13 protein-coding genes are annotated in these 14,752 nt (G+C 33.0%); 3 read left to right on the top strand and 10 right to left on the bottom strand.

Going from position 1 to position 14,752, the window contains the following annotated elements:
- Positions 1-22: 22 nt before the first annotated feature.
- From BN349_RS06895 to BN349_RS06875, 5 genes are all read right to left on the bottom strand, one after another.
- The gene (locus BN349_RS06895) at positions 23-586 is read right to left on the bottom strand and encodes a tyrosine-type recombinase/integrase (protein WP_019241554.1); all 564 of its coding nucleotides are present in this window, start codon (positions 584-586) and stop codon (positions 23-25) included.
- A gap of 190 nt (positions 587-776) precedes the next feature.
- Positions 777-1,820 carry a collagenase gene (locus BN349_RS06890; RefSeq protein WP_019241553.1) on the bottom strand — a complete coding sequence of 348 codons (1,044 nt, stop codon included), beginning with the start codon at positions 1,818-1,820 and terminating at the stop codon, positions 777-779.
- Between the two features lie 388 nt (positions 1,821-2,208).
- Positions 2,209-2,712 (bottom strand): acyl-CoA thioesterase, encoded by a 504-nt coding sequence (locus BN349_RS06885; protein ID WP_019241552.1) that lies wholly within the window; start codon positions 2,710-2,712, stop codon positions 2,209-2,211.
- Positions 2,713-2,839: 127 nt separating this feature from the next.
- Positions 2,840-3,382, bottom strand: a complete 543-nt coding sequence (locus tag BN349_RS06880; protein WP_019241551.1) for a YfiT family bacillithiol transferase — start codon at positions 3,380-3,382, stop codon at positions 2,840-2,842.
- A 406-nt stretch (positions 3,383-3,788) separates the two neighbouring features.
- Positions 3,789-5,279, bottom strand: coding sequence for a DHA2 family efflux MFS transporter permease subunit (locus BN349_RS06875; protein WP_019241550.1), 1,491 nt, complete (start codon positions 5,277-5,279; stop codon positions 3,789-3,791).
- A 256-nt stretch (positions 5,280-5,535) separates the two neighbouring features.
- Here BN349_RS06875 and BN349_RS06870 point away from each other — a divergent pair, with 256 nt between their 5' ends.
- Positions 5,536-6,420: a TetR/AcrR family transcriptional regulator gene (locus BN349_RS06870; protein ID WP_019241549.1), complete on the top strand. Its 885-nt coding sequence runs from the start codon at positions 5,536-5,538 to the stop codon at positions 6,418-6,420.
- Between the two features lie 123 nt (positions 6,421-6,543).
- The gene (locus BN349_RS26300) at positions 6,544-6,831 is read left to right on the top strand and encodes a potassium channel family protein (RefSeq protein WP_269719693.1); all 288 of its coding nucleotides are present in this window, start codon (positions 6,544-6,546) and stop codon (positions 6,829-6,831) included.
- Positions 6,832-6,885: 54 nt separating this feature from the next.
- Here the strand turns inward: BN349_RS26300 and BN349_RS06860 are convergent, their stop codons facing one another.
- Complete coding sequence (locus tag BN349_RS06860; protein WP_019241547.1) at positions 6,886-7,686, bottom strand: carbon-nitrogen family hydrolase; 801 nt, start codon at positions 7,684-7,686, stop codon at positions 6,886-6,888.
- A gap of 128 nt (positions 7,687-7,814) precedes the next feature.
- Here BN349_RS06860 and BN349_RS06855 point away from each other — a divergent pair, with 128 nt between their 5' ends.
- Positions 7,815-9,002, top strand: a complete 1,188-nt coding sequence (locus tag BN349_RS06855) for a pyridoxal phosphate-dependent aminotransferase (protein ID WP_148335309.1) — start codon at positions 7,815-7,817, stop codon at positions 9,000-9,002.
- Between the two features lie 92 nt (positions 9,003-9,094).
- On the opposite strand, the gene BN349_RS06850 is transcribed toward BN349_RS06855, so the two are convergent.
- The 4 genes from BN349_RS06850 to recQ form a co-directional block, all read right to left on the bottom strand.
- Positions 9,095-10,531, bottom strand: a complete 1,437-nt coding sequence (locus BN349_RS06850) for an N-acetylmuramoyl-L-alanine amidase (protein WP_019241545.1) — start codon at positions 10,529-10,531, stop codon at positions 9,095-9,097.
- A 414-nt stretch (positions 10,532-10,945) separates the two neighbouring features.
- The gene (locus tag BN349_RS06840) at positions 10,946-11,920 is read right to left on the bottom strand and encodes an aromatic acid exporter family protein (RefSeq protein ID WP_019241543.1); all 975 of its coding nucleotides are present in this window, start codon (positions 11,918-11,920) and stop codon (positions 10,946-10,948) included.
- 232 nt (positions 11,921-12,152) lie between these two features.
- Positions 12,153-12,518, bottom strand: coding sequence for a hypothetical protein (locus BN349_RS23545; RefSeq protein WP_019241542.1), 366 nt, complete (start codon positions 12,516-12,518; stop codon positions 12,153-12,155).
- Positions 12,519-12,597: 79 nt separating this feature from the next.
- Entirely contained in the window at positions 12,598-14,730 is a 2,133-nt protein-coding gene (gene recQ / locus BN349_RS06830) for a DNA helicase RecQ (protein ID WP_019241541.1), read from the bottom strand.
- Positions 14,731-14,752 lie beyond the last annotated feature (22 nt).

Here is a 14,752-nt window from a genome sequence, read left to right as displayed (position 1 = left end):
TATTAAATTATAAAATTAATAACTATAAGTTAACATCGATTTCTGTTTTCAAAATCTCATCTTTACTAATCCCAATGTATTTCAATGTTTCAGCACGACTGCTATGGTGAAAATACTTTTGTAAAAGCGATATAGCTACGCCTCTTTTATAAGCATGAAAACCGAATGTTTTCCTCATGGAATTCGTACCAAATTTTCCTTTGAGTCCAACTTGGACAGCTGCATCATGTATAATTCGATAAGCTTGTTGGCGACTAATCGGTAAACGAGTTTTGTTTGAGGCAAATAAATAATCTTCACTCTCTAATTGTTTTTCTTTTACAAAATGTTGAAAAGCTATTCTAACCTGCTTATTCAAATACACTTCTTTGTTTATTCCTTCTTTAAAGTCTAAATGAAGAAACGTTTTGAATTCCCCTTTTTCATTTAAAAAATCCTTAATTTGCAATGGGAGCATTTCGGTTAATTTCAAGCCTGTGTTGATTCCTAGTACAAATAACACATAATCTCTTTCTGAATGCTTTTTTAATGTTTTCTTCATAGCATTTATGTCTTTAATATCTCTCAGTGCTTCAACATATTCCATTGGAATTCTCCTTTATCGATGTTACTTAACACTATTATAACACTACATTATGTAACATTAAAGAGAATTAAGAAATTTTTTTATATAATTATTTTTTATTGATTGATTTCTAAAGGATGTTGTATGAAAGTTTGAATAGAAATACATAACAAAAGACATAAAAAAAGACTTTCTACTAGAAAGTCCGTTTTTACATCCTATTTTTATACTTTTCATCGAATTGTTCAATAGACATACCAGTTACTTCTTTGAAAGCCTTTTCAAACGTAGTTTTTTTCATGGAATTGACGATTTTTTTAACGCTTTTAGGATCTTCCTTCATTAATAAAAATATCGCTTTATGACTTATAGCATAAGGTGTATAAGCACTATATTTTGCCGTAACCTTTCCCCATCCTCTCGACTTTTGTAGTTGGTTAAGCGGTATATTATCAGGAACTTCTTCAATTACGGCCTCTGAAAATTCACGTGCAATATACTCAGAGAACCCTTCCTGAAACCATAACGGAAAAGAGCTTAACTCTATATGTTTCTGTTTAGTATAAGCATCCATATAATAATGAGTATATTCATGAGCGGTTATATTTTGTAATTCTTTAAGGGAGCTCACATCCTCTTCGTCCGGATGCAAAACATGAAGGATTTTTGTTCGTAAATCATAAAAACCATCCACACCTTTTAATTGAGCATCTCTCTCAAATTTTTGCCGATTGTCAAAAATAATGACAGTAACAGGCTCATTCGAATGAATTGGAAAGATCGTTTGCAATTGCTGATTTGTTTCATCAATAATATTTTCGATTAGTTTAATTTTCGAAATCGATAGTTGATCATGATAAATGGTAAGATTCCCTTTTGTATATTGATCCATTCCATCCGTATTAATAACCTTTGGGAAGAGTAACGAACTATATTTTTGAATTTTAGTTGCTGTATTCAAAGTTGTTTGCTCTTCTGATTGATAAAATGAGATGTGAATAATAAAGAGAAATCCTAAGGAGATTAAAAACAAAGAGCTAATTAGAAAATTCATAGAAGCGTATAATCGCTTCGTAAATAATAATCTTTTTCCAGAAATAATCGTATATATTCCTATTGTATTAATGATAATTGCAGTAATGAAGATGATTTCAACCAATAATTCTGCTGTTTGTAAATTTGCTAATAAAAAAATAGAGAAAGTAAACAAAAATAATACAATATAAAGAAATAATAGAATAAAAATGGATATCATTATGGATTTTCCTTTTCTATAAAATGACACTCTATTAATCTAAAAGATTTTTTTATTCATCTATTCACTATGTGTATTCGGTAAGCCCGAATTAATTCCTTTCATTTCAACTTTTCTATAGTAAAATGAACCTTTAGGTACTCTTTTTTGTGATTTGTATAGGATGTAAGAAATATCCTTTTATATATTAATTCTCATTTTTCTAGGAATAAATAAGGAGCTTATTTTAAAGATGAAGAATCAAGGATATTCAAAACTAGAAATTCATAAAAACAAAAGGCTATTACTAAAGTGTTATTCACACACTAAAGTAATAGCCTTTTTACCATCCATCATGGTCTATGCTAGCTATATCGTTTGAAAAATGTTTTACCTTACTTTTAACACATCAAAAATTATCATGTTTCTTATTTCTCTTACGAGCGTTGTATCGTTCCATCGCTAAATGATAATGCTTCTTATCATCTTCTGTTTCGGGAATAACTGGTGGCACAGGTGTAGGTTTTCCATTTTCATCAATCGCTATCATCGTTAAGTAAGCCTTCGATGTAACGGTCTTTTCACCTGTCATTAAGTCCTCTGATTCTATTTTCACAAATACCTCCATTGAAGTACGGTGAGCACAAACTACTCTTGATTCAACAATAATTGCACTTCCGACTCTGATTGGAGCATGAAATTCAAACGAGTCACTTCTTACAGTTACCACCGCTTGACGACAATGTCTCATAGCTGAAATGGAGGCTATTTTATCAGCGTAAGCCATGACATTTCCACCGAAAATGGTATTATGATAGTTTGTATCAGGTGGCAATACTAAATTCTCTAATTTAGCAAATGACTCACTTACTCTTTTTGGTTCTAGAGTTTGACTAGATGTCTCATTCTTCATTAATGTATTTACTCCCTTTCTAATTACCCATATCTTAGCTTATACTATCATTCTCGTGATCGTAGTACATTAATTGTACAATATTATTTTCACTTACTTCAATCATCGAGACTTCGGAAAATATCCCCTATTGCTGCACGTTCATATTTTCCGGATTTTTGCTATTCACCAATTTGATATGAGCAACATGGTGCTTTCCGTGCCAAGCATAAAGACCCAAAACTTCTAATAAAGTAAAAGTTTGATTTAATTCAGGATGTACAAATTTCCTTTTATAATCATCTGTTGTCATATTTCGTAAAAGATGAACCCATCTTCTATGTAAACCTTCTATGATATGAAGAGATGACTCAATATCCATTGCATATGTATCACTTAATAAGGCCCAACTTCCTTCATCATAAGGTTTGATCGTTGGATTTTCTTCCGTTAATGCAAGTTTAAACCGAATAAAAGCATTCATATGACTATCAGCAATATGATGTACTAGTTGTTGTACAGTCCATCCATTTTCTCGGTATGACTGTTGAATTTGTTCTCTTGATAAATCATTCAGCGTTTCTTTCAGTATAGCTGGTAAATTGGCTATTTCATTAATCCATCCAATTTTATTGCTTTCTTGATAATCCTCAGGAAAACGGTATTGCCCGATAGGATATTGTTTATTCATAAATTCAACTCCCTAGACGCTTTAATTGGTTATTCGACATGATTCTAAAAAATCCTTTTCCCTCATTAACGAATTGATTATATTCGGCTCTTTTCGTATGAATCATTTTCTATGAAGAAGCAGCGAAAATAGGCAACTTTAACTTCTACTCAAGATGTTTGCTTCCCTCAAGAGTCTCGGATCTTAGGCTCCAATTAGCCTTTTCATACTAATTCTTCCACTGAACGTATTTAAAAACAATATTTTTTTTAGAAAACAGCCTTATATGTAAAAATTTCATATCAACTCCAGAAAAAAACCTTATCGTTTGTGGAAAGAGTAGACTGTTTTGTAGCCAAATAATAAAAAAGCTAGTTCAATTATCTGTCATACGACCAAAAAATTGAACTAGCAATTAATTACATCATTAAGCCGACATTTTTCCTTGTTTTATGGATACTTTTTTCTCTTTGACAAAGAAAGTTAATAAAAAAGCAAAAATAGCAAAGATTAATGTAGCTAAAAATGAGGCATTAATCCCTTTTAAAGACGCATCAATCACCTTTGACATATAACCTTCAGGATTAGTTGCTGCTAACGCTTTTGCTGGCATATTTGAAGTCATAACATTCGTCATAATAGTGATTAATATCGCTGTACCTATTGAACCAGCAACCTGTCGTAACGTATTATTTACAGCAGTACCATGGCTCAGCATATTTCTAGATAATGAATTGATTCCTGCAGTTGTTAATGGCATCATGACCATCCCAATGCCTAAAAATCGTAATGCTGATACAATAGCAATCGTCCACATAGATGTATTCTCCGTTAAGAACAAAAACGGTATGGTTGCTACTACTAATATCGACGTTCCAATAAAAGCGAGCCATTTAGCACCATATCTATCGAAAATGCGTCCTGTTATTGGACCCATGATTCCCATTACTAATGCACCTGGTAAGGATACCAAACCTGAGAATAAAGCACTTTTACCATGAATATTTTGGATATACAATGGTAAAATCATTGTTGATCCAATCATCGCCATAAATAATATGCAACCAATTATGGTTGTAAAAATAAATATTTTTGATTTAAATACTCTTAATTCAAGCATTGGATTCTTCATAGTAAGTTGACGCCATGAAAATAGTACGATACCAACTATCCCTAGAATAATGGTTGAAACAACAGTTACGTCTCCCCATCCGTCATTTCCTGCACTACTAAATCCATATAATAATGATCCAAAACCGATTGTTGATAAAATGATAGACAACACATCAATTTTGGGCTTTGTAAGATGAACAACGTTTTTCATTGCAAAAAAAGCAAAGATTATATCTAGAATAGCAATAGGTAATACAATATAAAATAAATAATGCCAATCCCATGAATCAACAATCCAGCCAGATAAAGTTGGTCCAATTGCTGGTCCAAACCCAATAACAAGACCAACCATTCCCATAGCTGCTCCCCTTTTTTCAATAGGGAATATTAAAAGAAAAATCGTTTGCATAAGTGGCATCATAATTCCTGCGCCAATCGCTTGGATAATACGACCTGTTAATAATAATTCAAAGGTCTCTGCAAAACTACAAACTAATGTTCCGATTGCAAAAGAAACCATTGCAATTAAAAAAAGCGTTCTAGAATGAATTCTAGATATTAATAATGCTGTTAAAGGAATCATAATTCCATTTGTTAACATAAATGCAGTCGTTAACCACTGACCTGTTGCAGGTTCAATATTCAAATCTGCCATTACTTTTGGTAAAGCAGTTGTCAGTAAAGTTTGATTGAAAATTGTGACAAACGCACCAATTAACATAACGGCCACTAAAATTGTTCGATTATATGCTTTACCGTTAATATCTTTTGGTCTCTCAAAATCATGTTCAGTTGCTTTACTCAAAACACTCACCCTCTCTAACAGAACTACTCGTATAAACTTTATACTCTGAGTATAATAACTGATTTTACTACACGAATTTGGAATGTCAATTGTTTTATCTGAATTTTCCGAGTTGAAATGAACGTTATAAAAACATATGATATTAATATAATGAGAGAATTTATTGATTTTTTATCTAAAAAAAACTATCCATGTAAATCTACTAAATAAACTAGCAATTCATTTTTTTATTAGGCTATGAAAAGGAGCCCGTTTCATGCACAAAAAACAGGAACATATAATTAGATGTGCCCATCAATTAATTATAGACAAAGGATACTATCAAGTATCGGTACAGGATATTATCGATGCTTCAGGGATCTCTAAAGGAACGTTTTATAATTATTTTCATTCAAAAAATGACTTAGTTTTATCACTACTTCATCATATTAAAAGTCAGATTACTTTACAGCGACAGCTAATTCTCCAAGAAGGTAGTTTAAATGACAAAAACATTCTAAAGAAACAAATAGGTGTTAAAAAGACACTTAATTTAAAAAATCGCGTCTTCTCTTTGTACGAAGCATTAATTATGGAGAACAACAAAGAATTAAAGAAATTTATTTTTGATGATTTAGTTTCGGAAGTTCGCTGGCTTTCTCATCGGCTAATTCACGTTTTTGGAGAAGAATTACAGCCGTATGCCTTTGATTTAGCGGCTGCATTTATCGGCTCGCTCCATCATCAGCTAAGAGTAGCGACTATGATTAATAATGAAATGAATTCACTTGAGAAATTCATTGATTATAATATAGACTTTTTAGAATCCGCTATTCCCATTGTTTTAAAAAATAAGACAGTCTTATTTAAAGAGGCAGCGATTGAAATCGTTAATCCTTGCTATGTCGACAATCCAACTAAAATGAAAGAAAAAATTCAATCTATATTAAAGAAGCTAAAATGTGATATGGCTGAAGAAAATGAAGAAATTTGTGAAATGCTACATTTTCTTGAAACGGAAATGAACGAAGAAAAACCTCGTTTGCACGTGGTATCCCATATTACTCGCATGCTTTCATCTAATATAAACTTACCACCTGAAGTCTCGACACAGCTTATGCAATTATTACAATTCGTACAAGTTTATCAAAAACAACTTTAATACAGCTAGAGAAAGGATGCGTATGATTATTTGATTTCATTCATCTTAACTGCCAAACGATTTTTAGTTTCATTCTTTAAATCTTTAAAATATCGCTCATTTCGTCGGTTATTCTATACACTGGTGTTGGTCTTGCTGTCAGGGACGCTATTCTATAGTGGTGTAGAAAGCATGTCAAAAGTTGATGCTCTCTACTTTAGTGTGATGACTATTACAACAATAGGACATCCAACTTTAGCTCCTATTACAACTATGGGGAAAATATTCACTATGATTTATGCATGTGTAGGTATTGGCTTAATTTTTGCTTTTATTGGCTTTTTAGCCAAACATATCTTTACAGATTTTCTCGAGCATAGAAAACCTAATGAAGAAGTAAATCTAGATGTAAAACAAGGAAGTGAACAATAAATTTTTCATACTAAATGAAGCATCGAATGACTATTCGATGCTTCATTTAGTTTATTATTTTGTCATCTGTGATTGGAATAGCTCATAGACCTCTGGTTGACGATCCGTTAATATCGGAATAAATCCTCTAGCTTTTGACACCAATGGCATTGATACTGCCGCTGTAATCAGTTCTTCATTTTCTCCACCTTCAGCAAGAATATTTCCATATGGATCAACTATAAGGGAATGACCACCAAATGTTGTACTCTCGTCTTTTCCTACACGATTACAGCCAATTACAAAACTTTGATTTTCTATTGCCCTACTTTGTAGCATGACCTTCCATTGTTCAATTCGAGATAAGGGCCATTCAGCTACAACAAAAAAGATTTCAGCACCATTTACCGCATGTAATCTAAACCATTCCGGGAAACGTAAATCATAGCATATGACACCTGTGGCTTTTGTATTACCCAATTCAAACATACCATCTTCATTTCCTGATGCTAAATAATGATGCTCATTCATTAACTTGAATAAGTGAACTTTACTATATTCTTTTATCGTCTCTCCCTCTTTGGAAATAACAAATAATGTGTTGAAAATCTTCTCATTTTCTTTAGTTGGAATAGAACCTGCTACAATAGTTATCGCGTATTTTTTCGCCAAATCCTGAAGGTCATTTACTATTTGTTGATGGTCATCTATTAAATCTGCAATTTTAGGTAAGCAATACCCTGTAGTCCATAGTTCTGGCAATACAACAATCTGGCTGCCTTTTTCTGCTGCTTCAATGATATACTCTTTCACCTTTTGACTATTACGTTGAATATCTCCTAATTCTATATCTAATTGAACACAAGTTATTTGCATAAACTCATTCTCCTCAACTTTTATGTAGACATTTTTGATTATAAACTATATGCTTAAATTCAATCAGTCTAAATTTTCTGTTTTTATAGATTTTTATAGATTATTATAACATTTTATTTTTATTAGAGGTGAGCAAGTTGCAACAAAGTCAATTACTACAACAATTACCAACTCAATTTTTCTCGAAGTTGGTACAACAGGTTGGAAAAGCTGTGTCTGAAGGAAGGGATATTATTAATTTAGGGCAAGGAAATCCTGACCAACCAACTCCCACTCATATCATTGAAGCATTGCAGCTATCAGCTAGTAATCCAGCTTCCCATCGCTATTCACCTTTTAGTGGAAAAGATAGTCTAAAAAAAGCGATATGTCAGTTTTATCAAAAAGAGTATGGGGTTTCACTCCAATATAATAATGAAGTAGCTATACTATTCGGTGGAAAAAGTGGTTTAGTTGAATTGCCACTCTGTTTCTGTGACGAAGGAGATATAATCCTTGCACCAGATCCAGGATACCCAGATTATTTATCCGGAATCAGCCTAGCCAGATCTAGCGCATATTTTATGCCGTTAGAAGCGAAAAATAACTTTCTCCCTGTTCTTGATTCAATCCCTGTTGAAATAGCAGAGAAGGCCAAACTAATGTTTTTAAACTATCCAAATAATCCAACTGGTGCTTGTGCGACAAAAGAATTTTATGAGGATACCGTTGCCTTCGCAAAAGAACATAATATTATTATATGCAGTGATTTTGCTTATGGAGCTATAGGTTTTAATGGTGAAAAACCAATAAGTTTCTTACAAACAGAAGGCGCAAAAGATGTAGGAGTAGAAATTTACACATTATCGAAAACATATAATATGGCTGGTTGGCGTGTAGCATTTGCTGTTGGTAATCCTGAAATCATTGAAGCAATCAATCTCATTCAAGATCATATGTATGTAAGTTTATTCCCAGCTATTCAAGATGCTGCGACCGAAGCTTTACTAAATGGCGATGAAAGCGTCAAAAATTTAGTTTCTCTTTACCAATCAAGAAGGAATGCATTTATAGAAAAATGTCAATCTATTGGTTGGGATGTGACGGCACCTGAAGGTTCTTTCTTTGCATGGCTACCGGTTGCTGACGGATTTACTTCTGAAGAATTCGCAACATATTTATTGCAGCATGCTGATGTTGCAGTCGCACCAGGTATTGGTTTTGGGGAACATGGTGAAGGCTATATTCGAGTAGGATTAGTAGAAAGCAAAGAACGACTATTAGAAGCTGTGGACCGAATTGCCAAATGTAATATATTTCTAAATAACAAAGAATAAATTCTACTGGAATTATAAAATTATAATATACGAAAAAGCAGTGTGATTTATTTTAAATCACACTGCTTTTATTTGATAGCCTACTCTAATCATTAAACATATTTATAATACGCTGAAACATTATATCCTTTGGCTTGATAATAATCTAATATTCCTAAATAAATGGCTTCAGCTGCTTTCTGACGGTATTGTGGACTTTTTAGCTTATTATTATCTTCTTTTTGATCAATAAATGCTAGTTCAACTAACGTAGAAGGCATTGTATTTTCTCTTAAAACAACATAATTTCCGTGTTTTACTCCTCGATCTTTTGTTCCCATTGCATCTAGCATTCTTTTTTGGATAGATTCTGCAAGCAGTTTACTATCATTAACATGAGGATTTGTAGCGCTTTTTCCCCAATAGAATGTTTCTGTGCCATTGGCTGAACCATTAAAGCCATTCGCATGAATACTAACGAATGTTGTACCTTTTAAACTTTTCGCGATACCAGGCCGTTTTTCAGGCGCTATATAGACATCTGTTTCTCTCGTATATTTGACACCAAATGGTGTTTTTATTAATAATTTTTTTAAACGAAGACCAGTATCGAGTACCACATCCTTCTCTTTCAAACCAAATCCAACAACCCCAGGATCTTTTCCTCCATGTCCTGGATCTATGACAAGTGTTTCTGAAGAAATTGTGCCCCCAGTGTTTCCTGAATTTCCACCATTACTTGGCGGTTGTGTTGCTGAGCCCGCTGACACATATTCTGAGTATACAAAACCAACAATATTTTTCTTTGTTTTAATGAGTTTCCAATCCCCAACATCATAACCAATTAACACTGTTTCATTATTCTTTACTGATGTTGCTACACTATATACTGTGGAAGGACCTTTTCTAACATTTAATGAGGATGCATTAACCACCCCTTCTCCATTAAATGACTCATTTGATTTTAAGCGTAATCTATAATCCATTGCTCTTGCTATGTATATGGCCGTTTCTTCTCGTAATGCACTACGGTTTAATCCAAATGTGCCATCTTCCACATTCGTATCTATTCCTTTTGCTAAAATTACTTGGGCTGCACTTGCGGTTGTATTTTTATATTCATAGCCAAATGCTCTGCAAGTCATTATGGCCATTTCTCCGCGGGTAACATAACCATCTGGCTTGAATGTGCCATTCTTATAGCCACTAATAATATTTTTCTTTACCGCAGATTGAATATATCCTGAGGCAAAATTACTAGCGCCTACATCCTTGAAAGATGTTTTTCTTTTCGTTCCATCTAGATTTAATGCTCTTCCTAATAATGCACTAAATTCAGCTCTTGTCACTTTATTTTTCGGGTTAAAATACCCATTTTTATCACCGTTAACCATTTTTCCTTGTGCTAAAAATAGTATTTCTTCATATGCCTTATGACGTGCATCTATATCTTTAAAGAAAGAAGACGCTTTTGGTTTCGTTACTTCTAAACTAGTAATAATCAATATAATAGCCAGCAAAGACATAGTTAATTTCACGAAATTTTTCATATTACATATCCTTTCGATGTAAGATATATCAAATATACCATTTAACTCATAACAAAAGTGCTATTTTTCTACATTTTCAGAAAAAATATGAAATAATAGACCTATATTTTTCAAAAACAGCTTTAAAAATATAGCAAAATACTCCTTAATGTGGGTGCTGTCGATATAAATGAAGGCTATTTTCACATACCTAGTTTCTCGCCTTCCACAAGGAGGGAAGCCAACTTCCATAATACATAGTTTCTGCTGGGGCTGCTCGCACAATAGTCTTGAACTTTATGCTTCAATCTATCGAGCTTTTCATTCACTGGTTTAACAAACTTAAACACCCCCTCATTTAAACAAAGCCAAAAAGAAAAAGGCATCGTATGTTCACAACTCATACAATACCTTTTATCTATTATTTAAATGTGCTTATGATTCTTTTGTCATTCTTTCTGTTACTTCTTCATAGAAATTCGTTTTCAACTGAATAAATCGCTCAATTTCATTAATTAATATTAAAAGGGCCGCTCTTGCCTCAAATTCTTCTCTTGTTTGAGGAAGTGCCATTTCGGCAAATGTCGCTTTTAACATTCGTAATTCATCTAAAAGATCCGATGCAGGGTTATCCTCAGATAAAGAAATTCCTACATTTTCTATAAAATGAGCTACCATTTCACTTTGTTCAAACGTTGAAGGTAAATGAAGAATGGATGGAATAACTCTCCGTATTAGTTTAAGCTGCTGATCTCTCATTTTGAAATACAAAACATAATAGTTTTCTTTTCGAGTAAAACTATTTTCTACACTTCTTTTCGCTACTAATTGTCCATTTTTAATACAGCTTGCCGTCTTGATTTGAAATTCGTCATTCCAAATGGGTTCTTTTTTTCGAATAAAACGAGATAATTGCAATAATAATAGCTTTAAATTTTCATCTGTTTCCTTGGCAAGTTGCTTTAAGGTATTTTCTGTACTTGGCATATAAAGATTCACCAACAATGCGACTGTAATACCAATAACAATAATATATATCTCATTTAGTATTAAATGTGTAGTGATATTTTTTTCTACATAAAGCTGCATGATAATGACAAATCCAGGAACAATCCCTTCCTGAAAACGTAACTTAGCCATCAACGGAATATAAATTATCGTCAATAATCCAATTGCTAAAGGCGTATATGCTGCTCCCTCGAAAACTAAAATCGCCATGATAATTCCAGCTATTCCAGCTCCAAATCGTTTAAATGCGACGACGACGGATTGAAGCTTCGTGCTTTGCACACTTAATAAAGTAATTACTGCAGCAGTGCTTGCATTATCTAATGATAACAATTGTGCAATGACTAATGATACCATCATGCCAATCGCGGTTTTAATAGTCCGCGAACCAATTGTGAACATTTAAAAACTCCTTTCAATTAAAAAACATTGTCTTTATTGTTGTTTTGATAACCTCATTACAATAAATTGTACAATCATTCACAAAAGAATATCTTTTTTTGACCTCTCCCTTTATAGGAGGAAGATTTTAAAACCCATAGTCATAATTTATTTTTATACTATCATATCACCAAAAAAACAGACCCAAAAGCGCTCTAAGAAAGCTTTTGAGCCTGCTATTTATTATTCTCTGTTACTTTCTTTTAAAATTGAAACCCCAAATAAAGACCTTCATTATATAATACCCAATAAATCCAGATAATAAATAGATGAAAATATATCCAACTGCCGAAAAATTTAGGAATGTGAACATTAAGAATATGTATCCTAAAGTAGATACCATAAATGCTAAAAGAACATTCACTTTATTTATAACAGCCAGTATCCCCTGTATGGCGTAGATTATCGGAAAGATTAAGAAAATGAATACAATAAATATATTTTTCCATGTTAGATTTTGATCTCCATCCATTTGATGCGTGCAAAAAGCCGTTACCACTATCATTATTATCGCTGGTAGAAGAACGGTAAGCCATTGATTAATAGTAAATTTTTTCATATGTATTCCCCACTTGTCTGAAATATGTGAACATATTAGTATATTAACATATCAACCAATGGATAAACATTAAATGGACTTAGGTATCAAATTTAGATAATAAAAATGATCGAATCATAAAATATGTGATTTCATTTGGTAACTGTTCTTTTACCGCTTTCAATCCCATTTCTGCCACATTTGTTTGATTCACTGTATTCTCTATCATTGAATAATACTCTGCCGGTATAAAGTCCATCCAGTTCACTTTTAATCCCTCATTATGGCAAGCAATAAAATGATTTTCTACTGTTGCTAATGCTAGTTCACGGATATCAGCAATTTCTTCCAATGATTTTCCTGTTTCGTAAAGTTTATAGGTAATCATATGTGATTTTTCTTTCGCCGCTTTTGCATCTCCTAGAATGTTATCCTCCGAATGCATATTCGGATTTTCATTCGGATTGTCTTCTGTTAACTCTAGAATAACCTTTAAGAAAGCATCTCCAAACTTTTCTTGTTTTAGTTTTCCAATTCCTTTAACCTCTAACATCGAATCAATAGTTTGTGGCATTTTAACACACATGTCCTTCAATGTTTCATCAGAGAAAATAACGAAAGGAGGTACTCCTTCTTGAACAGCAATTTCTTTACGTACAGCCCTTAACTTTTCAAACAATGGATGCTGTTTGGAAACGGTTTTCACTACCATCTCTTCTTTCTTCCAAACCTTTTCACCATTTTTCAATACATCTACACCTTTTGGAGAGACAATTAAATAAGGATACTCACCTTGTTTAATCGTTATATAGTCATTAGCTATCAAATAATCTATAAATTGATTTACTTCTTTACTGCTTTTCTTCGACATAAGATTATATGTTGGAATACGATCAAAACCGAGTTGCAGCACCTTTTTGTTACGTGAGCCTGTTAATACTTGAGCAATCATTACTTTTCCAAATCTCTGTCCTGTACGTATCATACAAGATAAAACCATTTGGGTTTCTCTCGTTACATCCACACTGCTTCTTTGATCCAAACAATTGCTACATCTTTCACAATCAACATTTACTATTTCACCAAAATACTCAACTATGAATGTTTGTAAACAATGCTCTGTATGACAATAATCCACCATATACTGAAGCTTTTCATAGTCATTTTGAATACGTTCATCATCCAAAGTACCTTGCTGTATAAGAAATTTCTGCACTTGTATATCTTGTGCACTATATAAGAGAATGCACTCACTATCTAAACCATCACGACCAGCACGACCTGCCTCTTGATAGTAACTTTCTAGATTTTTCGGTAATTGATAATGAATGACATATCTCACATTTGATTTGTCGATACCCATTCCAAAAGCATTAGTAGCTATCATTACATTCACTTCATCATGTAAAAAGGACTCTTGTGCCTTCTCCCTTTCATCAGGGCTCAGGCCTCCATGATAGAGAGAAGCATTAATTCCTCGTTTTTGCAACAACTGATGAAGCTTTTCTGCATTTTTTCTTGTTGCCACATAGACAATACCTGTTTCTTCTAAATTATTATTGATAAAATCTAGTAAATATTGATCTCGATCTTGACCTTTCACAATAGAGAAAGCAAGATTCGATCTCTTGAAGGTAGTCATTATTCTATTGCTTTCAGGAATTCTTAAAAAACAATAAATATCTTCCTGAACTTGAGGAGTTGCGGTCGCAGTTAACGCTAATACGATTGGCTTTTTCGGCATTTCCTTAATAAACGGAGATATTAGCTTATAACTTGGTCTAAAATCATGTCCCCATTGTGAAATACAGTGGGCTTCATCAATCGCAACGAGGGGAATGTCAATGTGTTGAATGACACGTAAAAAGTCTTCTGATTGTAGCCGCTCTGGGGAAATATAGACAAGTTTATACTCTCCATAGCTAATTTCCTCCATGATTTGATTTATTTCCGTGGTAGATAGTGTGCTATTAATAAAGGTGGCTGAAATTCCTAGCTGCTTTAGTGTATCCACTTGGTCTTTCATTAAAGAAATAAGTGGAGTTATCACAATCGTTGTACCTTCCATAACTAAAGCCGGTATTTGGTAACAAAGAGATTTACCCCCACCAGTTGGCATAATACATAATGTATCTTTTTGATTTAATACTTGTTCAATAACCAAGCCTTGACCTTCTCGAAATGATTCATATCCAAAGAAAGTGGACAATATTTCTTTAGCCTTTTGTAACATTCTGGTACACCTGCTTTACTTC

This window comes from Bacillus sp. AP8 (assembly GCF_000321185.1).
Taxonomy (GTDB): Bacteria; Bacillota; Bacilli; order Bacillales; family DSM-1321; genus Bacillus_AD; species Bacillus_AD massilioanorexius.
Note: the sequence above shows the minus strand (reverse complement) of the source record. Positions and strands in the feature narration are given on the sequence as shown.

Coding starts and splice junctions, on each gene's coding strand:
- BN349_RS06895 (WP_019241554.1), bottom strand. CDS start 586: ATGGAATATGTTGAAGCACTGAGAGATATTAAAGACATAAATGCTATG.
- BN349_RS23545 (WP_019241542.1), bottom strand. CDS start 12,518: ATGAAAAAATTTACTATTAATCAATGGCTTACCGTTCTTCTACCAGCG.
- recQ (WP_019241541.1), bottom strand. CDS start 14,730: ATGTTACAAAAGGCTAAAGAAATATTGTCCACTTTCTTTGGATATGAA.
- BN349_RS06870 (WP_019241549.1), top strand. CDS start 5,536: ATGCACAAAAAACAGGAACATATAATTAGATGTGCCCATCAATTAATT.
- BN349_RS06850 (WP_019241545.1), bottom strand. CDS start 10,531: ATGAAAAATTTCGTGAAATTAACTATGTCTTTGCTGGCTATTATATTG.
- BN349_RS06890 (WP_019241553.1), bottom strand. CDS start 1,820: ATGATATCCATTTTTATTCTATTATTTCTTTATATTGTATTATTTTTG.
- BN349_RS06880 (WP_019241551.1), bottom strand. CDS start 3,382: ATGAATAAACAATATCCTATCGGGCAATACCGTTTTCCTGAGGATTAT.
- BN349_RS06860 (WP_019241547.1), bottom strand. CDS start 7,686: ATGCAAATAACTTGTGTTCAATTAGATATAGAATTAGGAGATATTCAA.
- BN349_RS06885 (WP_019241552.1), bottom strand. CDS start 2,712: ATGAAGAATGAGACATCTAGTCAAACTCTAGAACCAAAAAGAGTAAGT.
- BN349_RS06840 (WP_019241543.1), bottom strand. CDS start 11,920: ATGTTCACAATTGGTTCGCGGACTATTAAAACCGCGATTGGCATGATG.